This is a genomic window from Stappia stellulata DSM 5886 (genome assembly GCF_000423705.1).
GTDB lineage: Bacteria > Pseudomonadota > Alphaproteobacteria > Rhizobiales > Stappiaceae > Stappia > Stappia stellulata.
In genome coordinates, this window is sequence record NZ_AUIM01000012.1 from 15796 (window position 1) to 37754 (window position 21959).

At 67.2% G+C, this 21959-nt stretch carries 22 protein-coding genes; 18 read left to right on the top strand and 4 right to left on the bottom strand.

Annotated features, from left to right (window positions below; translation table 11 throughout):
• Nucleotides 1–12: 12 nt before the first annotated feature.
• From G572_RS0109770 to G572_RS0109780, 3 genes are all read right to left on the bottom strand, one after another.
• Nucleotides 13–1056 (bottom strand): glucokinase, encoded by a 1044-nt coding sequence (locus tag G572_RS0109770; protein ID WP_029058311.1) that lies wholly within the window; start codon nt 1054–1056, stop codon nt 13–15.
• Complete coding sequence (locus tag G572_RS0109775; RefSeq protein WP_281168763.1) at nt 1053–1520, bottom strand: methylglyoxal synthase; 468 nt, start codon at nt 1518–1520, stop codon at nt 1053–1055. Before G572_RS0109775 ends, G572_RS0109770 begins: the two co-directional genes overlap by 4 nt.
• A gap of 142 nt (nt 1521–1662) precedes the next feature.
• Complete coding sequence (locus tag G572_RS0109780; protein WP_208979082.1) at nt 1663–2511, bottom strand: DUF1194 domain-containing protein; 849 nt, start codon at nt 2509–2511, stop codon at nt 1663–1665.
• A 641-nt stretch (nt 2512–3152) separates the two neighbouring features.
• On the opposite strand from G572_RS0109780, the gene G572_RS0109785 reads away from it, so the two are divergent.
• The 17 genes from G572_RS0109785 to G572_RS0109865 all read left to right on the top strand — a co-directional run bounded on the left by G572_RS0109785 (nt 3153) and on the right by G572_RS0109865 (nt 20015).
• Nucleotides 3153–4139 carry a sugar-binding transcriptional regulator gene (locus G572_RS0109785; protein WP_208979083.1) on the top strand — a complete coding sequence of 329 codons (987 nt, stop codon included), beginning with the start codon at nt 3153–3155 and terminating at the stop codon, nt 4137–4139.
• A gap of 37 nt (nt 4140–4176) precedes the next feature.
• Entirely contained in the window at nt 4177–5169 is a 993-nt protein-coding gene (locus G572_RS0109790) for a BMP family lipoprotein (protein WP_029058315.1), read from the top strand.
• Between the two features lie 75 nt (nt 5170–5244).
• A complete protein-coding gene (locus G572_RS0109795; RefSeq protein ID WP_084650013.1) occupies nt 5245–6243 on the top strand; it encodes a BMP family ABC transporter substrate-binding protein in 999 nt (332 codons plus the stop codon).
• Nucleotides 6240–7775, top strand: coding sequence for an ABC transporter ATP-binding protein (locus tag G572_RS0109800; protein WP_029058317.1), 1536 nt, complete (start codon nt 6240–6242; stop codon nt 7773–7775). Before G572_RS0109795 ends, G572_RS0109800 begins: the two co-directional genes overlap by 4 nt.
• Nucleotides 7772–8878 carry an ABC transporter permease gene (locus G572_RS0109805; protein WP_029058318.1) on the top strand — a complete coding sequence of 369 codons (1107 nt, stop codon included), beginning with the start codon at nt 7772–7774 and terminating at the stop codon, nt 8876–8878. The genes G572_RS0109800 and G572_RS0109805 overlap by 4 nt, the downstream gene beginning before the upstream one ends.
• A gap of 13 nt (nt 8879–8891) precedes the next feature.
• The gene (locus tag G572_RS0109810) at nt 8892–9860 is read left to right on the top strand and encodes an ABC transporter permease (RefSeq protein WP_029058319.1); all 969 of its coding nucleotides are present in this window, start codon (nt 8892–8894) and stop codon (nt 9858–9860) included.
• Nucleotides 9857–10264 (top strand): cytidine deaminase, encoded by a 408-nt coding sequence (cdd, locus tag G572_RS0109815; RefSeq protein ID WP_029058320.1) that lies wholly within the window; start codon nt 9857–9859, stop codon nt 10262–10264. Before G572_RS0109810 ends, cdd begins: the two co-directional genes overlap by 4 nt.
• Nucleotides 10261–11073: a purine-nucleoside phosphorylase gene (locus tag G572_RS0109820; protein WP_029058321.1), complete on the top strand. Its 813-nt coding sequence runs from the start codon at nt 10261–10263 to the stop codon at nt 11071–11073. Before cdd ends, G572_RS0109820 begins: the two co-directional genes overlap by 4 nt.
• A complete protein-coding gene (gene deoC, locus G572_RS23315; RefSeq protein WP_051242128.1) occupies nt 11066–11854 on the top strand; it encodes a deoxyribose-phosphate aldolase in 789 nt (262 codons plus the stop codon). The genes G572_RS0109820 and deoC overlap by 8 nt, the downstream gene beginning before the upstream one ends.
• Nucleotides 11855–11859: 5 nt before the next feature.
• Nucleotides 11860–13182: a thymidine phosphorylase gene (gene deoA, locus G572_RS0109830; RefSeq protein WP_029058322.1), complete on the top strand. Its 1323-nt coding sequence runs from the start codon at nt 11860–11862 to the stop codon at nt 13180–13182.
• Nucleotides 13183–13241: 59 nt separating this feature from the next.
• The gene (locus tag G572_RS0109835; protein WP_029058323.1) at nt 13242–14462 is read left to right on the top strand and encodes a phosphopentomutase; all 1221 of its coding nucleotides are present in this window, start codon (nt 13242–13244) and stop codon (nt 14460–14462) included.
• Nucleotides 14463–14520: 58 nt separating this feature from the next.
• Nucleotides 14521–15393: a phytanoyl-CoA dioxygenase family protein gene (locus tag G572_RS0109840; protein WP_029058324.1), complete on the top strand. Its 873-nt coding sequence runs from the start codon at nt 14521–14523 to the stop codon at nt 15391–15393.
• A complete protein-coding gene (locus tag G572_RS0109845) occupies nt 15390–16409 on the top strand; it encodes an adenosine deaminase (RefSeq protein WP_037546459.1) in 1020 nt (339 codons plus the stop codon). Before G572_RS0109840 ends, G572_RS0109845 begins: the two co-directional genes overlap by 4 nt.
• Before the next feature lie 145 nt (nt 16410–16554).
• Nucleotides 16555–17184 carry a uracil phosphoribosyltransferase gene (gene upp / locus G572_RS0109850; RefSeq protein ID WP_029058326.1) on the top strand — a complete coding sequence of 210 codons (630 nt, stop codon included), beginning with the start codon at nt 16555–16557 and terminating at the stop codon, nt 17182–17184.
• A 35-nt stretch (nt 17185–17219) separates the two neighbouring features.
• Nucleotides 17220–18146, top strand: a complete 927-nt coding sequence (locus tag G572_RS0109855; RefSeq protein ID WP_029058327.1) for a PfkB family carbohydrate kinase — start codon at nt 17220–17222, stop codon at nt 18144–18146.
• Between the two features lie 151 nt (nt 18147–18297).
• On the top strand, nt 18298–18825 hold the full coding sequence (locus tag G572_RS0109860) for a retropepsin-like aspartic protease family protein (RefSeq protein WP_029058328.1): 528 nt from the start codon (nt 18298–18300) through the stop codon (nt 18823–18825).
• A gap of 158 nt (nt 18826–18983) precedes the next feature.
• Nucleotides 18984–20015, top strand: coding sequence for a histone deacetylase family protein (locus G572_RS0109865; RefSeq protein WP_029058329.1), 1032 nt, complete (start codon nt 18984–18986; stop codon nt 20013–20015).
• Nucleotides 20016–20017: 2 nt separating this feature from the next.
• On the opposite strand, the gene G572_RS0109870 is transcribed toward G572_RS0109865, so the two are convergent.
• On the bottom strand, nt 20018–20647 hold the full coding sequence (locus G572_RS0109870; protein ID WP_029058330.1) for an HAD family hydrolase: 630 nt from the start codon (nt 20645–20647) through the stop codon (nt 20018–20020).
• Nucleotides 20648–20784: 137 nt separating this feature from the next.
• Here G572_RS0109870 and G572_RS25445 point away from each other — a divergent pair, with 137 nt between their 5' ends.
• Nucleotides 20785–21954 carry a phosphate/phosphite/phosphonate ABC transporter substrate-binding protein gene (locus G572_RS25445; RefSeq protein WP_169391305.1) on the top strand — a complete coding sequence of 390 codons (1170 nt, stop codon included), beginning with the start codon at nt 20785–20787 and terminating at the stop codon, nt 21952–21954.
• The last annotated feature ends 5 nt before the right edge of the window (nt 21955–21959 follow it).

Sequence of the window (21959 nt, forward strand, 5' to 3'; positions counted from 1 at the left end):
TAGTCCGAAAGGTCATTTCGGCGTGCGGGCCGCTTCGCGCATCCACGTCCGGCCGTGGAGGTCGACCGCGAACCGGTCCGGCTGACGCGCGAAGCCGGCCAGTCCTTCAAGGGCCGGCGCGTCGTGGCGGACGAGATACGTCGGGATGGCGGCCATCAGGCGCTCGTGCGGTGCCTTGGCCTGGAAGGCGGCGCGAAAGCCGCCGTCGACCAGATGGCGCTCGATGTGTTCCGGGATGCCGCCGCCGAGGAACACGCCGCCGCGCGCCAGAAACATCAATGCAAAATCGCCGGCAACGCGCCCAAGCGCCTGGGTGAAGATCGCCAGCGTGAGATTTGCGATCTCGTCGCCGGCATCCGCCGCGCGGGTGACATCCGCTGGTTTGGCGAAACTGCGCGTCGCGTTTTCGGCCGCACACACCGCCCGTGCCAGCCGCAGGAGACCGGAGCCGCTGATGATCTGTTCCGCGCCGATGCGCCCGCCAATGCGCTCGATATGCGGCCAGACACGATAGTCATCCGCGCTCACCGGACCGAGCTCCACATGGCCGCCTTCGCCGGGGAGCGGCACCCAGCGCCCGGCGGCATGGATCATCGCCGCCGCGCCGAGGCCCGTGCCGGGACCGAGCACCACCTGTGGCATCTGTGCGATGCGTGTCCCCGGACCGATCTGCTGCAGGTGGTCGCCGTCAAAACCGGGAAGCGCCAGTGCCTGGGCCTCGAAGTCGTTGAGAACGAGGACCCGGTCGAGATCAAGTTCCGCCATCAGTCGGCGCGGCTCGATCACCCAGTCGGCGTTGGTAAGCGGGATGCGCTCCCCCGTCACCGGGCCGGCGACGGCGAGCACCGCGGAGCGCGGGCGCCCCGTGCCCTCCAGAGGCAGGGCGCTCCGTGCTGCCTCGGCAAAGCCCGCGTGATCCGCAGTCGGCACGCGGGCGGCCGGGCCTGTCGGTGCATCGGGGGCGGCAACAAGCGCAAAGCGGGCGTTGGTGCCGCCGATATCGGCGACCAGCACGGGAAAGGGAAAGGCCGCGTGCGGAATCGGGCTTGAGGTCATGACGGGCCGCGGGGGATTTCTGGTGTCTTCGATGTGGTCGACAGTCCGGCGAGCCGGGCGGAGCGCAGCAGGATTTCCGCGGTCGCCGGATTGAGGGCCATGGGAATGTTGTAGACGACGGCCAGCCGCATCAAGGCCTTGACGTCGACATCATGCGGCATCGGCGACAGCGGGTCGACAAAGAAGATCAGCCCGTTGAGCCGGCCTTCGGCGATCATCGCGCCGATCTGCTGGTCGCCGCCGAGCGGGCCGCTTTTCAGCGGCAGGATGTCGAGACCGGGACAGGCATTGGCGATGCGTCCGCCTGTGGTGCCGGTGGCGACCAGCGAATAGGCGCCGAGCTTGTCGACATGCGCCTGGGCGAAGGCGACCATGTCGTCCTTCTTGGCATCATGCGCGATCAGCGCAAGCGCCGGACGCGGCGCGTCGGAACGGGGCAGGAGGTCGGGAAGCGATCCGGTCACGGCAGGGTCCTGTGTTCACGCGGGATGCGCGGGAAGCGCTGCCCCTCCGTTTAACCGCTTCCGCGTCGCGTTGGAACCCGCCCGCCGGCGCGCCCCTGCCCCGCGGTCGACGCGGTGCGGGCCGGTTGCCGGTTGCGGCGGATCAATCGTAGAGGCCGCAGTTGACCCGCTTGCGCGCGCTTGCCGGCATCACGCGCGGTCCGGCCGGCACCAGCCCGGCGATCTCGAGCACGAGTTTCATGCGGATCGCGTCGGCGAATTGTGCCTTGGAGTGCACCGGCACGAAGAAATGTCCGGGGCCGCCGATGACGCAGTCCTCATAGTAGCGGTCGATGTCGAGCATCGCCTGCCAGGCGGTGTCCTTTGTCTTCAGCATCAGCGGCAGCCCGTTGATGGTGATGCCGGCCGCCACTGCGCGGTCGCGGTAGAGCGTGACGGCGCCCCCCTGGTTGTTGGGGCCGTCTCCGGAAATGTCGATCACCTTGCGCAGGCCCTGAAAGCGGTTGCCCTCGACCATCGCAACGGCGGCCTCGAGGGCGGAGGCGATGGACGTGCGCCGGCGCTGGTTCAGCGGTGCCTCGGCGACCTTGGCGGCAAAGGCGGCGGCGGTGGCTGCATCGCTGATCACCGACCAGTCGGCGACGATGAACTGTTCGCCCGTGCCGCCCCATTCCATGTAGGAGACGGCGATGCGCCCGGTCGGACCGTGGCGGATGGCGTCGAGCACGTCCCGCGAGGTCAGGGCCGCGACATAGCCGGCGCGCTGGACTTCCTGTTCGTCGGTGTCCATCGACTGGGAAATGTCGACCGCAAGCACAAGTTCGACATCGACTTCGGCGTCGGGGTCGTAGCTGTAGCCCAGCGTCTGGGCATGGGCCATGTGCAGCGAGACCGCAAGTGCGATCGAAGCTGCGAACAGCGCGACCAGCGCGCCGCGGAGGACGGCAAGAGCCGTGTCCCTTGCCGGGGTGGGGTGAACTGAAACGCGCATGGTCGAACTCTCCTTCAACCGATGTGACAAGCTCCCGCCTGTTTGACGCCGTCTCCCGAGCCCCTCCCGGTGTGCCTTCTGTCGTCGCCGTTGCGCCGCTTTGCGGATGTGATCCGCGCGATGGGAAGCGCGTTGCCGGCAACCGGGCACCTGTCCCTGAGATCAGCAATTGCCGTGCCAGTGTCGTCAATACGGCGCGGACAACCCGCCGGTTGTTCCGTCCCTCGCGCTGGCCCGTCGGCGAAAAGTGCCGCAGCGTCAATGGTCAAGCCCGCCATGGCGGGAGAGGCCGACGGGGGGTGTTGCGGCCCGGTCTCCTGCGGGTCGCGAATGACATGTGTGCGCATGCCGCCGGGACCGGTCTTGCAAAACGCAAGGCGGCCGGCATTAATTGCCTCCCGCTGCGGCATTTCATGCCCCGTCGGCGGGCACCCGAGTGACCGGATCCGCGCCGCACCGGCTCCGGGCGATTGCACAGACAACGCGCTTGACGTTCCCGGAAGCGTCATGCAGTCTGCTTGAAAGAAATCGCAGGCGATGAATAATTTTTCGGCAATTGCGATCTTTCGGCCCGGCGCCAGCAAACGAGCGCCAGCGACACAGCGTCGATCCGGGGCATGCGGCGAGGGAGGGGTGTGGCCATGCAACAGGGCGACTGGACCACGGACATGGCCATTCGCGCGGCATGGATGTCGTTCGTCGGTGGCGCCACCCAGGGCGAAATCGCAACGCGCCTCGGCATTTCCAACGCCAAGGTTCACCGTCTGATCGCCCATGCGCAGCGCACCGGCCTCGTGCGTTTCCAGATCGCCGGGCGGCCGGCCGACTGCCTGGAGACCGAGGCGGCGCTGATCACCGAATGGGGCTTGTCGTCCTGCCTGATCGCGCCCGATATCGGCGCCGGCGGCGACGGTCCCGAAGACAGCGACATCCGCGCGATTGCCGCATTGGCCGGCCCGCATCTTGCCAATCTGGTGTCCGGCTCGGGCATTTCGCAGCTCGGCGTCGGCATGGGGCGTACCCTGAAGGCGACGGTGGCGCAGATGCCGCGCGTCCAGCGGCCCGATCTCAGGATCGTCTCGATTTCCGGCTCGCTCACCCGAAAGCTCTCTGCAAATCCCTTCGATGTCGTGCAGCAACTGGCCGAGCGCACCGGCGGGGAGGGGTTCTATCTGCCCGTTCCCTATCTGGCGGAAAGCGCGGCCGAGCGGGACATGTTTCTCGGTCAGCGTAGCGTGCAGGCGCTGCTGGAGCGCGCCCGCGCCTCCGACCTCTTCGTCATCGGCATCGGCTCGGTGGAGGATGACGGGCATCTCATTCGCCGCGACCTGATCTCGCGCGACGAGCAACGCGACCTGATCGCCTCGGGCGCGGTCTGCGATCTCATGGGCCGGTTCATCGGGCGCGACGGCCGGCTCGTCGGGGCGAAACTGGGGGAAAAGGCGGTCGGCCTGCCGTTCGAGGCGGTGCGCGGGGCGCGCGTCGTCGCGCTGGCGGGTGGGCTCGGCAAGCTGGAAGCAACGCGGGCGGCGCTGAGCGCGGGGCTGATCACGGACCTGATTGTCGACGAAAAACTGGGACGCGCCCTGGTGTCGGCGAAGGGCACACAACAGGCCCGCTCGGCATGAGGCCGGCGGGGGGAAGCAGCTGGAGGTTTTGCAGGTGATGAAACGATACATTCTCGGTGTCGCGGCGGCGACGCTTCTTTCCACAACCGCAATGGCGGAAGAATTCGCGCCGGCGGTGGTCTATGACCTCGGCGGCAAGTTCGACAAGTCGTTCAACGAGGCCGCCTATACGGGCGCCGAACGCTTCAAGGCCGAGACCGGGGTCGAGTATCGCGACTTCGAGATCCAGAACGACAGCCAGCGCGAGCAGGCGCTGCGCAATTTCGCCCGCCGGGGCGCCAATCCGGTGATCGCCATCGGCTTTTCCCACGCCAACGCGCTGGAAAAGGTCGCCAGGGAGTTCCCGGACACGAAATTCGCCATCGTGGACATGGTCGTCGAACTGCCGAATGTGCGCTCCATTTTGTTCAAGGAACAGGAAGGCTCCTACATCGTCGGCAAGCTTGCGGCGATGGCGTCGGAAACCGGCAAGGTCGGGTTCGTCGGCGGCATGGACATTCCGCTGATCCAGAAGTTCGCCTGCGGCTACAAGCAGGGCGTCATGGAGACCAACGCCGACGCCGAGGTCTTCCAGAACATGACCGGCACGACGGGGGCCGCCTGGACCGATCCGGTCAAGGGCGGCGAACTGGCCCGCTCGCAGATGGATCGCGGCGCGGACGTGATCTATCACGCGGCCGGCGGCACCGGCCTCGGCGTGCTGCAGGCGGCGGCGGATGCCGGCAAGCTCGGCATCGGCGTCGACAGCAACCAGAACGCCCTGCATCCGGGGCAGGTGCTGACGTCCATGCTCAAGCGCGTCGACGTGGCGGTCGAGACCGCCTTTAAGGATGCCCGCGACGGCAACTGGAGCTCCGGGTTCTACACGCTCGGTCTTGCGGAAGGCGGCGTCGACTGGGCGCTCGACGAGCACAACGAGGCGCTGATCACCGACGAGATGAAGGAGGCGGTCGCCCAGGCGCGCGCCGACATCGTCTCCGGCAAGATCGAGGTCCATGACTACATGGCCACCAAGGACTGCCCGTTCTGATCTGAAACCGGGCACAAAAAGCGGTCGCCCTTCCCGGGCGGCCGCGATTTGCAGGCAAGCCGGGGTGAGCGCACGATGTCCCTTTTGACTTGGAAGAGCTGGCTTGGCGGCGCGGCGATGCTTCTCGCGTCGAGCGCGGGCCTTTCGGCGGAGCCGGCGCTGGTCTATTCCGTCGGCGGCAAGTTCGACGGGTCCTTCAATGAGGCGGCCTATCGCGGCGCAGAGCGTTTTGCCGCCGAGACCGGCGAAAGCTACCGGGACTTCGAGATCGCGCGCGATGCGGAAAGCCTGCAGGCGCTTCGCAATTTCGCCCGGCGCGGCGCGGACCCGGTCGTTGCCATCGGTTTCAACCAGGCTTCCGCAGTTTCCGGCGCGGCCGCCGATTTTCCCGACGCCAATTTCGCCATCGTCGACATGGTGGTCGATGCGCCAAACGTGCGCTCCGTCGTCTTTCGCGAGCACGAGGGTGCCTATATCGCCGGCCTGCTCGCGGCGATGGCGTCAAAGACCGGCACCATCGGTTTCGTCGGCGGCATGGATATCCCGATCATCCGCCGGTTTCTTTGCGGCTACCGCGAGGGCGCGGCCTCCGTCTCCGGCGACGTGCGGGTGATCTTCAACATGGCCGGCGACACGCCGGCGGCCTTCGCCGATCCCGCGCGCGGCGCGGAGCTTGCCCGCAGCCAGATCGCGCGCGGCGCCGACGTGATCATCCAGGCGGCCGGCGGCACCGGCATCGGCGTGCTGCAGGCGGTGGCGGATGCCGGCAAGCTCGGCATCGGCACCGACAGCAACCAGAACGGCCTGCATCCGGGGCATATGCTGACCTCGATCCGCAAGCGCATCGACACCGCAGTCTATGCCAATTTCATGGACGCGCGGGCCGGCGCCTGGACGCCGGGCGTGCAGGAACTGGGTCTGAAGGAAGGTGGCATGGACTGGGTTCTCGACGCCGACAATCGCGCGCTTGTCACCTCCGCGATGGAAGCGGCGGCCCGCGCCGCAGAAGCCGGCATCGCGCAAGGGCGCCTGTCGGTGCACGACACCATGCGCGACGGGGAGTGTCCGCTGTGAGTGAGCGACTTGCCATCGAGCTTGAGGGCATCGACAAGCGGTTCGGCGCGGTTCATGCCAACAAGGACATCCACCTGAAGGTCGCGAAGGGCTCGATCCACGGCATCGTCGGGGAAAACGGCGCCGGCAAGTCGACGCTGATGTCGATCCTCTACGGCTTCTATCATGCCGACGGCGGCGAGATCCGCGTCGACGGCAAGACGGTGACGATTGCCTCCAGCCAGGCGGCCATCGCGCTCGGCATCGGCATGGTGCATCAGCATTTCATGCTGGTGGAGAATTTCACGGTGCTTGAGAACGTCATTCTCGGCGCGGAGGGCGGCGCACGGCTTGGCGCCGGTATCGGACGGGCGCGGGCCGAGTTGAAGCGGCTGGCCGCGGATTACGATCTCAAGGTCGACCCGGATGCGGTCACCGGCGATCTCCCCGTCGGTCTGCAACAGCGGGTGGAAATCCTCAAGGCGCTGTTTCGCGGCGCCGACGTTCTCATCCTCGACGAACCCACCGGCGTGCTGACGCCGCCGGAGGCCGACCACCTCTTCCGCATCCTCCGGGTCCTGCGCGACGAGGGCAAGACGGTCCTTTTGATCACCCACAAGCTGCGCGAGATCATGGCGGTGACGGATGAGGTCTCCGTCATGCGGCGCGGCGAGATCGTTGCCACCCGCGAAACGTCGAAGACCTCCATGGGGGAACTGGCCGAACTCATGGTCGGACGCCGGGTGCTGCTGGAGGTGGAAAAGACCCCGGCGCAACCGGGCGCGCCGCTTCTCACGGTCGAGGGTCTGAACGTGCGCGACGGGCGCGGCGTCGAGGTGGTCAAGGACGTGTCGTTTCAGGTGCGCGCCGGCGAGATCGTCGGTATCGCCGGCGTGTCCGGCAACGGCCAGTCGGAGCTTCTGGAGGCGATCGCCGGCATCCGTCCGGCACGCTCGGGCATCGTCACCATCGACGGCACGCGGGTGGATCTGGCGGCCGCGCGTCGCGACCCGGCCGAGATCCGAAGCTACGGTCTTGCCCATGTTCCGGAGGACCGCCACCGGATGGGGCTGGTGACGCGGTTTCACGAATACGAAAACGCGATCCTCGGATATCACCGCGATCCGGCTTACGGGCGCGGCGCCTTCCTCGATCTCGATGCGATCCGCGACACGGCGCGGGCGGAAATAGAGAAATACGACATTCGTCCGCCCGACTGCTTTCTCAAGACGGCCAATTTTTCCGGCGGCAACCAGCAGAAGATCGTCCTGGCGCGCGAGATCGAACGCGACCCGGCCGTGCTTCTGGTCGGCCAGCCGACGCGCGGCGTCGACATCGGTGCCATCGAATTCATTCACAAGCGGCTCGTCGCGCTGCGCGACGCCGGCAAGGCGGTGCTTCTCGTCTCCGTCGAGCTTGACGAGGTGCGCGCGCTCGCCGACCGGGTGCTCGTCATGTTCGATGGCCGGGTGGTGGGCGAACGCGCGCCGGAAACGGCGGAAAGCGAACTGGGGCTCCTGATGGCGGGTGCCGTTCAGGAGGCGGCGGAATGATGGCCGGACAGATGCCGCGCTGGGCGGATTACATTCTCATGCCGGCGATCAACGTCGCCGCCGCCTTCTTCGTCTCGGGTCTGGTGGTGCTGGCGATTGGCGAGAACCCGTTCGACGCGGTGCGCATTCTGGTCTGGGGCGCCTTCGGCTGGAACGAGGGCATCGGCTTCACGCTGTTTTACGCCACCAATTTCATCTTTACCGGCCTTGCGGTGGCGGTCGCCTTTCATGCGAGCCTCTTCAACATCGGCGGCGAGGGGCAGGCCTATGTCGGCGGTCTCGGCGTGGCGCTTGCCTGTCTGGCGCTCGACCGCTTCGTGCCCTGGTGGGTGACCATGCCGCTTGCCGTTGCCGGTGCCGCCGCCTTCGGCGCGGCCTGGGCCTATATCCCGGCGGTGCTGCAGGCCAAACGCGGCAGCCATGTCGTGATCACCACGATCATGTTCAACTTCATCGCCGCCTCGCTGATGGTCTATCTGCTCGTCAATGTCATGGCGAAGGAAGGCTCGATGCAGCCGGAAACCCGCACCTTCGAGGACGGCGGTCGCCTGCCGCTGCTCGACACCATCCTGCCGGGCGTCGATTTCGGCTCCGCGCCGGCCAATCTCTCCTTCGTCATCGCGCTGCTGGCATGTCTTTTCACCTGGGTGCTGATCTGGCGCACCAGGCTCGGCTACGAGATCCGCACCTTCGGTGCAAACCAGACGGCGGCCGTCTATGCCGGCATTTCGCCGGTGCGGATCACCATCGTCACCATGCTGATTTCCGGCGGGCTGGCCGGCATGATGGCAGTGAACGAGATCATGGGGTCGCAGCACCGGCTCCTGATCGAGTTCGTCTCCGGCTACGGTTTCGTCGGCATCGCGGTCGCGCTGATGGGCCGCTCGCATCCGCTCGGCATCGTCTTCGCCGCGATCCTCTTCGGCATGCTCTACCAGGGCGGCGCGGAACTCGCCTTCGAGATGCCGGCGATCACCCGCGACATGATCGTGGTGATCCAGGCGCTGGTGATCCTCTTTGCCGGGGCGCTGGAGCACATGTTCCGTCCGACCCTCATCAAGCTGTTCGGCATCCTGTCCGCGCCGGCTTCACGCGCGGCCTGAGGAGAGGCGCCCAATGCTCGACACGATCATCCTCATCCTCGACAGCACCGTGCGGCTTTCCACGCCGCTGTTGCTGGCCGCCCTTGCCGGACTTTACTCGGAGCGCTCCGGCGTCTTCGACATCGGGCTGGAGGGCAAGATGCTGGGCGCGGCCTTTGCCGCCGGCGCCGCCGCCGCCGTGACGGGCTCGGCCTGGATCGGGCTTGGCGCGGGCATTCTGGTGTCCATCGCGCTGGCGCTGGTGCACGGTTTCGCCTGCATCACCCACCGGGGCAACCAGATCGTCTCCGGCGTCGCAATCAACTTCCTCGCAATCGGACTGACGGCGCTGCTCGGGCAGGACTGGTTCCGCCAGGGCGGGCGCACGCCGCCGGTGACAGGGGATGCGCGCTTTGGCAGCATCGTCTTGCCCTTTGCCGACAGTCTGCGCGATGTGCCGGTGGTCGGCGGGATCTATGCCGAACTGCTCTCCGGCCATAACATCCTGGTCTACATTGCATTCCTCGCCGTGCCCTTCACCTGGTGGGTGCTGTTCCGGACCCGCTTCGGCCTGCGCTTGCGTGCCGTTGGCGAAAACCCGGCCGCCGTCGACACGGCCGGCATTTCCGTCACCTGGCTGCGCTACCGCGCGGTGATTTGCACCGGTATCCTGTGCGGCATTGCCGGCACCTATCTGTCGGTCGCGCAATCGGCCGGCTTCATCAAGGACATGACGGCCGGAAAGGGCTTCATCGCGCTGGCAGCGCTGATCTTCGCCAAGTGGAAGCCGGTGCCGGTGATGTTTGCCTGCCTGCTCTTCGGGTTTCTCGATGCGGCGGCGATCCGCCTTCAGGGACAGCAGGTGCCCGGCATCGGCGAGGTGCCGGTGCAGGCGATCCAGGCGCTACCCTATATCCTGACCGTCGTGCTTCTGGCCGGCTTCATCGGCCGGGCCGTTCCGCCCAAGGCTGGCGGCACGGCGTATGTAAAGGAACGCTCATGAGCCGCTTTGCGGATCTTTTCGCCGCCGCCCGTGTCGCGCGCGACAATGCCCATGCCGGCTACTCCGGGTTTCCGGTCGGCGCCGCTGTTCTGACCGACGACGGGCGGATCTTCGCCGGTTGCAATGTCGAGAACGCCAGCTTCCCGGAAGGCTGGTGCGCGGAGACGACGGCGCTTGGCGCCATGGTCGCGGCCGGCGGGCGCCGGGTGGTGGAAGTGGTGGTGACGGCGGATGCCGCCCTCTGCACGCCCTGCGGCGGCTGCCGCCAGCGGCTGGCGGAATTCGCCGGCGACGACACGCCGGTTCACATCTGCAACGCGACGGAGCTGCGCCGGACGTTCCGGCTGGACGAACTCCTGCCGGCAAAATTCGAACTTCACGATCAAAGGGACATGTCTTCATGAGCGGTTATGGACGCGAATGCGCCGAACAGTTGCGCGCCGCGCGCCCGGGAAATTACCGTCTCGGCATGGTGCTCGGCTCCGGCCTCGGTGCGCTTGCCGACGAGATCGAGGACGCCGTGCGCCTTCCCTATGCACGGCTGTCGGGATTTCCGGTGCCCTCCGTCTCCTCGCATGGCAGCGAACTCGTCGCCGGCACGCTCTCCGGCGTTCCCGTCGTCGTGCTGTCGGGGCGCGCGCATTTCTACGAGAGCGGCACGGCTGACATCATGCGCACGCCGCTGGAGACGCTGAAGGAGCTTGGCTGCGACACGCTGCTCCTGACCAATGCGGCCGGCAGCCTGCGCGAGGACCTGGCGCCTGGAACGCCGATGCTGATTTCCGACCACATCAACTGGTCGGGTCGCAATCCCTTGATCGGCGAGGAGAGCGAGGCGCGCTTCCTCGACATGAGCGCCGCCTATGATCCGGACCTGCGCGCCCGTCTTGCCGCTCTTGCGAAAGACGCCGGCATCACGGTGGGCGAGGGCGTCTACATGTGGTTTTCCGGCCCCTCCTTCGAGACGCCGGCGGAAATCCGCATGGCGCGGCGGCTGGGCGCGGATGCGGTCGGCATGTCGACCGTGCCGGAAGTGATTCTCGCGCGCGTCATGGGGTTTCGGGTTGCGGCGATTTCCACCATCACCAATTACGGTGCGGGCCTGCAGGCGCATGCATTGTCCCACGCCGAGACCAAGGCGACCGCATTGACGGCCGTCGACGCACTGAAAACGCTGATCCGGCGTTTCGTGAAGGACCTTGCCGATGACTGAGATGACCGCTGCCGAAACGGCGGCCCGCGCGCTGCCGCTCGTTGACCTGACCAATCTGGACGACGCCTGCCGCGCGGAAGACATCGACACGCTTTGCGCCCGTGCGGTCACGCCGCACGGGCCGGTCGCGGCGGTGTGCATCTGGCCGCGCTTCGTCGGCCAGGCGGTCGCGGCCCTTGCCGGAACCGGCGTGCGGGTCGCCACGGTGGTGAATTTTCCCCAAGGGGGCGACGAGACCCTGAAAGTCGTCGCCGAGACCCGGCAGGCGGTGGCCGACGGGGCCGACGAGATCGATCTGGTGATGGCCTATGGTGCCTTTCTCGCCGGTCGGCGCGGTTTTGCCGAGGAACAGATCCGCCGTGTGCGCGCTGCCTGCCCGGAGGCGACGTTGAAGGTCATTCTGGAAACGGGCGAGATCGCCGATCCCCTGTTGATCCACGCGGCCTCCAATGTGGCGATCGGCGCCGGCGCCGATTTCATCAAGACCTCCACCGGCAAGGTCGCGGTCAATGCGACGCTGGAGGCGGCCGAAATCATGCTGACGCTGATCGAGGAAGTGCGTCGCGACAGCCTGCTCGAGATCGGGTTCAAGCCGGCCGGCGGCATTCGCACCGTCGAGGATGCGGCAAGCTATCTGGCGCTGGCCGACAGGATCCTCGGGCAAAACTGGGTGTCGGCGGCAAGCTTTCGCTTCGGCGCCAGCGGGTTGCTGGATGCGTTGCTGGCAGCTCTCGGGGACCCGCCCGAAGACGGCCCGATCCCTTTGAAATCAGGATATTGACCGCGATGCTGGCACAGGAACTCATCCGCAAGAAACGCGATGGCGGCACGCTGGATGCCGAGGAGATCGGCTTTTTCGTCAAGGGGCTGGTCGACAGGTCGGTGACCGACGCGCAGGTCTCCGCACTGGCGATGGCGATCATCTTCCGCAAGCTCTCGGGCGACGAACGCGTTGCGCTGACGCTCGCCATGCGCGACAGCGGCACGGTGCTCGACTGGTCGGACCTCGACCGGCCGGTGGTCGACAAGCATTCCACCGGTGGCGTCGGCGACAATGTGTCCTTGATGCTGGCGCCGGCGCTGGCGGCCTGCGGCGCGGCGGTGCCGATGATTTCCGGGCGGGGTCTCGGTCATACCGGCGGCACGCTCGACAAGTTCGACAGCATCCCGGGCTATGTTACGCAGCCCGATAATGCGCTGTTTCACAAGGTGGTGGCCGATGTCGGCTGCGCGATCATCGGACAGACGGCGGATCTTGCGCCGGCGGACAAGCGCTTCTATGCGATCCGCGACGTGACCGGCACGGTGGAAAGCGTCGACCTCATCACCGCCTCGATCTTGTCGAAGAAGCTCGCCGCCGGGCTTCAGGGGCTTGTGCTCGACGTCAAATGGGGAAGCGGTGCCTTCATGGCGACGCTCGAGGAGGCGATGGCGCTTGCCGAAAGCCTCGTCGCGGTCGCCAATGGCGCGGGCTGCCGGACCACCGCTCTCCTGACCGACATGAACGAGCCGCTGGCGTCTGCCGCCGGCAACGCGCTGGAAGTGCGCAACGCGGTCGATTTCCTCACCGGTCGGGCCGTCGACAACCGGCTTCACGATGTGACCGTCGCGCTTGGCGGCGAGGCGCTGGCGACCGCGGGGCTTGCGGCGGACAGGGCGGCGGGGACCGATGCGATGCGGGGTGCCTTTGAAAGCGGGGCAGCGGCCGAGCATTTCGCGCGCATGGTGACCGCACTTGGCGGTCCGGCGGATTTTCTGGAGAAGTACGAGGCTTACCTGCCGTCCGCCCCGGTGGAGCGGGCGATCTATCCGCTCGAGGAGGGAACCGTCCTGTCGGTCGATGCGCGCGCCATCGGCGTTGCGGTGGTGGAACTCGGCGGCGGACGCCGCCGGCCGGAAGACACGATCGATCCCTCCGTCGGGCTGGAACATCTCGCAGGCGTCGGGCATTCCGTCGACAGCGACGCGCCGCTTGCGATCGTTCATGCGGCCGATGAGGAAAGTGCCGCCCGTGCGGTCGCGCTTGTTCAAAACGCCTACACGATCGGCGCCGCCGCACAGGTGGAGGACAGGCCGGTGATCGCCGGACGGGTCGGTCCGTCGGGTTGACCGTGCGAGCGACGAAAGACGGGACGAACCCGTCAGACTGCTGACAAAGAGGAAACCCCATGGCCCGCGCAATCCTGTGCGTATTGGACAGTTTCGGCATCGGCGGTGCTCCGGATGCGGCAAGCTTTGGTGACGAGGGCGCGAACACGCTCGGTCATATCGCGGCCGCCTGCGCCGCCGGCGCGGCCGATCGCGAAGGCCTGCGCGAAGGCCCGCTCACGCTTCCCAACATGACGCGTCTCGGTCTGGCGCGGGCATCGCTTCTGGCGAGCGGCGAGGCGCCCGCCGGCCTCGACGTTGGCGTGGAGCCGGACGGGATCTGGGGGGCTGCGAGCGAGACCTCGCACGGCAAGGACACGCCCTCCGGCCACTGGGAAATCGCCGGCGTGCCGGTCGCATTCGACTGGGGCTATTTTCCCGATACCGAGCCGACCTTTCCCGAGAACCTGACCGAGGCCATCGTGGCGCAAGGCGGCCTGCCGGGAATTCTCGGCGACAAGCATGCTTCCGGAACGGTGATCATCGCGGAGCTTGGGGAGGAGCACATCAGGACGGGAAAGCCGATCTGCTACACGAGCGGCGATTCCGTCTTCCAGATCGCAGCTCATGAGACCCATTTCGGCCTGGAGCGCCTCTATGCGCTCTGCGAGACCGTAAGATCGCTGGTCGATCCCCACAACATCGGGCGGGTGATCGCGCGTCCCTTCGTCGGCGAGACGGCCGAGACCTTCGAACGCACCGCCAACCGTCGCGACTACTCCGTCCTCCCGCCCGAACCGACATTGCTCGACCGGGTGGTGGACGCCGGCCGCCGGACGCATACGGTCGGCAAGATCGCCGATATCTTTGCCCATCAGGGGATTTCAACGGTCCGCAAGGCCGCCGGCAACATGGCGCTTTTCGACGAGACGCTGGCGGCGATGGAAGAGGCGGAGGACGGCGATCTCGTCTTCGTCAACTTCATCGATTTCGACAGCCTGTTCGGCCACCGCCGCGATGTTGCGGGCTATGCCGCCGCCCTTGAAGCCTTCGATGCGCGGCTGCCGGAACTGCTTGCGCGGCTGAAGCCGGGCGACCTGCTGCTGCTCACCGCCGATCACGGCTGCGACCCGACATGGCGCGGTACGGATCACACCCGCGAACGCATCCCGGTGATCGGCACGGGGCCGGGGCTTCCCGCCGCCGCCATCGGCGTGCGCGCGACCTTCGCGGACATCGGCGAGACGGTTGCGGCGCATCTGGGTCTTCCGCCGGGCCGGCACGGAAAGGGGTTCCTGTAAACGGCGACGCGCGGCCCCCGGATAAGCGGCCCCCGGATAACATGACAAGGACGGACGAATGATTGCACGCTCATTTGACGCGCCCGCCGACGGTCGTTTGACGCCGGAGATGCGCAAGGCTTACGCGGACGACGGCTTTTTGGTGCTCAACCGCTACAAGAGTGCCGGGGAATGCGACGCGCTTGCCAGTCGCATGGCCGAATTGATCGACGCCTTCGATCCGGCGGAAAACGCCTCCGTCTTCGAGACGGGCGCGCAGAGCCACGCCCGCGACCGCTATTTTCGCGAAAGCGGCGACAAGATCCGCTTCTTCTTCGAGGAGGAAGCCTTTGATGCCGACGGCAAGCTGACACGGCCCAAGCAGGATGCGCTCAACAAGGTCGGCCATGCGCTGCATGATCTCGATCCCGTGTTCGAGGCGTTTTCCCGCGATCCGCGCCTGGCGCGCACCGCCGCCGATCTCGGGCTGGCCGATCCGCTGCTGGCGCAGTCGATGTATATCTTCAAGCCGCCGGAGATCGGCGGCGAGGTCAATTGTCATCAGGATTCCACCTTCCTGCATACCGAGCCGCTCTCCTGCACCGGTTTCTGGTTCGCGCTTGAAGACGCGGACGAGACCAACGGCGGGCTGCTGGGCGTGCCGGGCGGTCACACCGGGCCTTTGCGTCAGCGCTTTCACTACGACGGCGACGGTCTGACGATGGAGACGCTGGACAAGACGCCCTTCGGCGCGGATGCAGCCCTTGTCGCGCCCAAGGGGACGCTCGTCGTGCTGCACGGCCTCGTTCCCCATCGCTCCGCGCCCAACCGCTCGCCGCGCTCGCGTCATGCCTACGCGCTGCATATGGTCGATGGCGCAGCCCGGTGGTCGGCGGACAACTGGCTCCTGCGGGCAGCGGATAATCCGATGCGGGGATTTGGCGGCTCATGACGCAATCCCTGGCCCCGGCCGTCGTGCCCAAGGCGGAACTGCATGTCCACATCGAGGGCGCCGCGTCGCCGGAGTTGGTGCGCGAGCTTGCCCAGCAAAACGGCGTCGATGTCACCGGCCTCTTTGCCGAGGACGGGGCCTACGCGTGGAGCGATTTCACACAGTTTCTCGCCGCCTATGACAGCGCAAGCCGGGTGTTTCGCACCCCTCAGGACTATACGCGTCTCTCCGAGACCTATCTGCGCTCCATCGCCGAACAAGGCGCGATCTACGCCGAACTCACCATCTCGCCCGACCATGCCGCCGCGGCGGGTCTCTCTTATGCCGACTACGTCGGCGGCCTTGCCGAGGGCATCTACCGGGCACGGGAGGCAACCGGCATCGAGGCGCGCATGATCGTCGTCGGTGTGCGCCACTTCGGTGCGCGCGCGGTGGAGCAGGTGGCGGCACAGGTCACCGCCCGGCCCCATCCGCTTGTAACCGGCTTCGGCCTTGCCGGTGACGAGGCGGAGGGTCATCCGGCGAATTTCGCCCGTGCCTTTCGCATGGCGGGCGAGGCGGGGCTCGGACTGACGGCCCATGCCGGCGAGACGGCGGGCGCGGAAAGCGTCACGGCCGCGCTCGACTTCCTGCAAGTCTCGCGGATCGGCCACGGCGTGCGCGCCATCGAGGACACGGCCGTGGTCGAGCGCCTGGCGCGCGACGGCATCGTTCTGGAGGTGTGCCCCGGCTCCAATCTGGCGCTGGGGCTTTATGGCGCGCTACGGTTTCACCCGGTCAACCTGCTGCGCCGCGCCGGCTGTCGCATCACGCTGAATTCCGACGATCCACCGTTCTTCGGTACGACCCTTGGCGAGGAGTACGAGGGATGCGCGCGCACCTTCGGCTGGAGCCGGGAGCAGTGCCTGGACATCACCCGAACCGCCATTGGCGCCGCCTTTTGCGACGAAGACACGCGCGGGCACCTGCTGCGTGCGGTGGCGGATGCGGCGGGGGCGCCTCCGGCCCCGGCCTGAGGAAAGCCGTGGGGCTTGTTGCTTTTCGCGACCGTCAGTGTTCCGCTCCGTGAGCGCTTGAACTAGAAGGATCGCAGCGAGGCGGCGTGCGGGCAGTCCGGTCCCGCGTTCAGACGATCCGGTCCGACACAAGAAGAGGCGAGACATGACAGGTGCCACCGTAATCGACCATCCGCTGGTTCAGCACAAGCTCACCCACATGCGGATGAAGGACACCTCGACCCAAGGGTTTCGCCGGCTTTTGCGGGAGATTTCCGTCCTGCTGACCTATGAGGTCACCCGCGACCTCCCGATCGCGCCGATGGAGATCGACACGCCGCTTCAGCCGATGTCGGCGCCCGTGATCGAGGGCAAGAAGCTCGTCTTCGCCTCCGTCCTGCGCGCCGGAAACGGTCTGCTGGAGGGCATGCTGGAGCTGGTGCCGGCGGCCCGTGTCGCTCACATCGGCCTTTATCGCGATCCGGAGACGCTGCAGCCGGTCGAATATTACTTCAAGGCGCCCGACGGCCTCGCCGAACGGCTCGTGGTGGTGGTGGATCCGATGCTGGCGACCGCCAACTCCGCGATTGCCGCCGTACAGCGCTTGAAGGATCGCGGCGCGACGCGGCTGCGCTTCCTGTGCCTGCTTGCCGCGCCCGAAGGCATCGCCAAGTTCAACGAGGCCCATCCCGACGTGCCGATTTACACCGCCGCCATCGACGAAAGGCTCAACGAGAAGGGCTATATCGTGCCGGGCCTGGGCGACGCGGGCGACCGCATGTACGGCACCAAATAAGCCAGGCTTTTCAGCCCGATACCGGAGGCGTGGACATGATAGCGGTTTTTGGGTCGATCAACCTGGATCTGGTTGTTTCCCTGCCGCGCCTGCCCGCGCCCGGCGAGACCATCGTCGGGCCGGATCACCAGAGCTTTGCCGGTGGCAAGGGGGCCAACCAGGCGCTGGCCGCCGCGCGCGCAGGGGCGCGGGTGCGCATGATCGGCGCGGTCGGACAGGACGCGCATGCAGGTCCCGCGCTTGCCAATCTGGAAGCCGCCGGCGTCGATCTCTCCGGTGTGCGCCGTCTCGACGGCACCACGGGTCTGGCAATGATCGGGGTCGCGGCGAATGGCGAAAACCAGATCATGTGCGCCAGCGGGGTGAACGCGCGCGTCGCCGCCGACTGGCTTGAGGGCGAATTGTCCTCCGAGGTGCTTCTGGTGTTGCAGCGCGAGTTGCGCGCCGAACCGATCCGCGATGCGGTGGCGCGCGCCCGTGCGGCCGGAGCGCGGGTGTTGCTCAATGCGGCGCCTTCGGGAGATGCGGATCTGGCATCGCTTCTCGACGATGTCGATATCGTGGTCGCAAACGAGATCGAGGCGGCGGAACTGGGGTGTGCGCGCGGCGCGGCGGGCGACGCCTCCGTGGAGGCCCTCTGCGCTGCGCTCGGCGGCACAGGCAGGTTGTGCGTCGTGACGCTCGGAGCGCGCGGGTTGGTCGCATGCAAGGGCGCCGACGTCTGGCGCGTTGCCGCACCGCGCATCGATGTGGTGGACACCACCGGGGCGGGCGATGCCTTCGTCGGGGGCTTCGCGGCGGCGCTCGACCGGGGCGCCGATGTGGCGCGCGCACTGTGCGAGGGCACGGCCGCAGGTGCGCTGGCCTGTACGGCGACGGGCGCGCAAACCGCCTCGCCGGATGCCGGGGCAATCGCGGACCTGGCGGATACGCTCGTTTGCGACGATGCGCGGGCGGGTTGACCCCATTGATGCCGCCGGATTGCGACAATGCAAGGCTTTCGGGTAACCCTTTGCAAACCCAGACTGGCTGTTTTCCGTGCAGGTCAGCCCTCCCTTAACCCGTTTCGCGGATACTTCTCCCATCCATCCGCGCAAGGGCGAAGAGGGACCGATGGGACGCTATCTGATCATTGCGATTGCGGTTGCCGTGGCCGCGGCCTTCGGCCCGGACATCGCCCGGACCTATCTGGACGACGGCCGCCTTCTCGCCGCCGCGCGGGTCGATGACGGCGACAGCGACAGTGATGCATCGCGGACGTCCTCGGGTCTGCGCACCCTCGTGCTCAAGGCGGGGTACAACGGTCATTTCCAGGTGAACGCCCATTTCAACGGTCGGCCCGTGCGCTCGTTGATCGATACGGGCGCCTCCGCCGTCGCCTTGCCGCTCGACGTGGCGCGGGCGGCCGGCATCGCGCCGTCCGCGTCGGACTATACCGTTCGGGTCAAGACCGCCAATGGCATGGCGCTGGCTGCGCCGGTGCGGCTGCGGGAAATGCGCCTCGGCAGCATCCGCATGCGGAATGTGGAGGCCCTGGTGATGCCGGCGGGGGCGCTGGAAATCCCTTTGATCGGCATGTCGGCGCTCAATCGCCTGCGCACCGTCGACATCCGCTCCGGCACCATGCGGCTCATTCAGTAGGCGCTCAGCGCCCGGCCTTCGCGTCCCGGCAGCATGTTCGCACCTGGATCGCGCCTCCCTGCTTGCGGCTGCCGGTCGACACCGTTATCAGCGATGGGGTGAGCGCTGCCCGGCCAGGACTGGCGGGCACGGCGGCAAGGGTGGGGACCCCGATTGCAATGAAGACGATTTTTTCCACGGGCCAGCTGGCTCACAATCCGACCCATGAGATTTCCGACGGCGCGTTGCAGCCGGCGGTGGAAATTCCGGCGCGCGCCGAGATGGTGCGAGACCGCATTCTGCAAACCGCCTTCGGCGCGGTGCTCGAGCCGGACGATTTCGGCATGGCCCCCCTGCAGCGCGTTCACGATGCCGACTATCTGGCGTTCCTGGAAAGCTTCTGGACCCGCTGGACCAATGCCGGCCGCTCAGGCGAGGCCTTCCCGTTCGTCTGGCCGGTCAGGGGCCTGCGCAAGGATCCGGCCCCCGACCACATCGACGGCCTGCTCGGACGCTATTCCTTCGATGCCGGCACGCCGATGGGCGAACATACATTTGCCGCTGCCCGTGCCAGCGCCAATTCGGCCCTGACGGCGGCCCGGCTTGTCGCCGGCGGAGAGGCTTCCGCCTTCGCCCTGTGCCGTCCGCCCGGACATCACGCGGCGGCCGATTATTACGGCGGCTATTGCTTCCTGAACAACGCCGCGATCGCCGCCCAGTGGCTGCGCGACGCAGGCGCTGAACGGGTCGCGGTGCTCGATGTCGATTACCATCACGGCAATGGCACGCAGTCGATCTTCTACGAGCGCGACGACGTGCTTTTCCTGTCGATCCACGCCGATCCGCGCGAGGAATATCCCTATTTTCTCGGCCATGCCGACGAGACCGGCACCGGAGCAGGCGACGGGTTCAACGCCAACTTTCCGCTGGAACTCGGGGCAGACTGGCGCATCTGGTCGGCGGCGCTCGACGTGGCTTTGAAGCGTATCGAGGCGCATCGACCGGACACGCTGATCGTCTCGCTCGGTCTCGATCCCTACCAGAACGACCCGATCTCCAAGTTCCGTCTGACCGGCGAGGATTTCACCCGCATGGGTGCGGCCCTTGCCCGCGCCGGCCTGCCGACGGTCTTCGTGATGGAGGGCGGCTATGCGGTCGATGCGCTGGGCGTCAATTGCGTCAACGCGCTCGCCGGATTTGCGAACGCCTGAGGTCAGCCGCGCGGCGAGAGCGGAAAGCCGTGGTCTGCAAGGGCGATCCGCAGGCCGTCCGCGCCGGAGAAATGATGGGCGTGCATGCCGATATCCCGCGCGGCGGCGACATTCGCGGCACTGTCGTCGATGAAGATCGTCTGTTCCGGCGCAAGCCCGTTGCGGGAAAACAGCACCTGGTAGATTGCCGGATCCGGCTTGAGGACGCCTTCATGGGCGGAGACCACGACATCGTGAAACGCCTCCCTGAGGAAGGGAAAGCGGATCTCGCATTCGGCGAATTTCTCGCGCGAGAAATTGGTGATCGCGTAAAGCGGCACACCGGCTGAGCGCAATTCCTCGAGGATCGCGACGCTTCCCGCGATTTCGCCGGTCACCATTTCCTGCCATCTTTCGTCCCAGGCGGTGATGGCCTCGGCGTGTTCGGGGTGAAGCGCAAGGCGCTCCGCGATCGCGTCCTTGAAGCTGCGGCCCTTGTCGAGGCTGAGATTGAACTCCGGCGGGCAGACGACCTCCAGGAAATGCGCCATCTCCTCAGGGTCGGGAAAGATCTCCCGGTAGAGCGCGCGCGGGTCCCAGCGGATCAGGACATTGCCGATATCGAAGACGACCGTGTCGGGTGTGCGTGGCATGATGGCTCCTTCAAATGATTCGTAGTCTGCCACGGGAACGGCACAAGACGGTGACACCGCGCGCGCAAAATCGCAGGAAAAGTTCGTCCCGCGCGGCCGGGGCGACATGGCGCGCAACGCTCCGGCTGTGCGTGGCCGTGGCGGTGCTGCTGGCTCTCGCCTTTTCGTCTGCCGGCGCGCAGGAGGGCGCCGACACGGGGACGGACTGGTCCGCCGAGGCGCCGGCCGTGTGGACAAGCGAGGCGGAGCGGCAACCCCGCGCCACCGGTTCTCAATGGCCCTATCCGGACGAGCGCGACCGCAGCGACGGTGGTCTGGCGGCCGATGACGCCGAAGCGGGTTCGTGGGGGGGCGGCCCTCCGGGCGGCGCCGCGCCGGAGGAGGAGCGCCTGGAGACGGGCGCCGCCGGCGCCGACGCCTTCGATCCCGAGCGTCTGGCGCTCCTGCCGGTGCTGCGCGTCGGGCTGGTGCTCGATCCGGCGAGCGAGGATTTTCGCGCCGCCGAGCCGTTTCGCGCCGCACTCGAAACCGGGCTTCGCATCCCCGTTCATCTGGTGGCCTACCGGGATCTCGCGCGCCTTCAGGGGGCGTTGATCCGTGGCGAGATCGATTATGCGCCCCTGTCGGCCTCGGCCTATGCGGCGGCCTCTCGGCGGTGCGCTTGCGTCGTGCCGCTGATCGTGCCGCGCAGCGCCGATGGTGCGGCCGGATGGCACGCGGTCGCGCTTGTCGCGCAGGCATCGCCGTTTCAGGGGCTGGGGGATCTTGCCGGCGCCCGGCTTGCAACGGCGCGGCCCGTCTCGACGGCGGGCTACCGGGTGCCGCTTGCGGCGATGAAGGCGGATGGTCTCGATCCGGACAGCCATTTCGCAAGCGTTCGGGCGTTCGACAGCACGCGCGCGGCCGCCGCCGCCGTTCTGGCGGGCGAGGCGGATGTCGCCTTCGGCTGGTCGTCCTTGCGTGGTGATGCAAGCAGCGGCTACAGCCGGGGCACCCTGCGGGACCTTGCCGAATTGCAAGGCGCGGGCACGCCCTCCCTGAGGGTGGTATGGACCTCGCCGCAGATCCCCAATGCGCCGCATGTGGTGCGCGACAGCGTTCCGCTCGCCATCCGCGACGCGCTTGTCGAGCTTCTTGTGCTCGATGCAGCGGTGTCGCCGTCGGACGCCTTGCGGTTGTCGCCCCATGGCTTCGTGCCGGTAACGCACGAGGATTTCGCAGCCGTGCTTGCGACCTTTCCAAAGGCGGAGGAGGGGGCGAGCGGCCGCCTGCGCCCGCTTGGCGGGGCGGCGGGGGAGTTGCGCTGATGCGC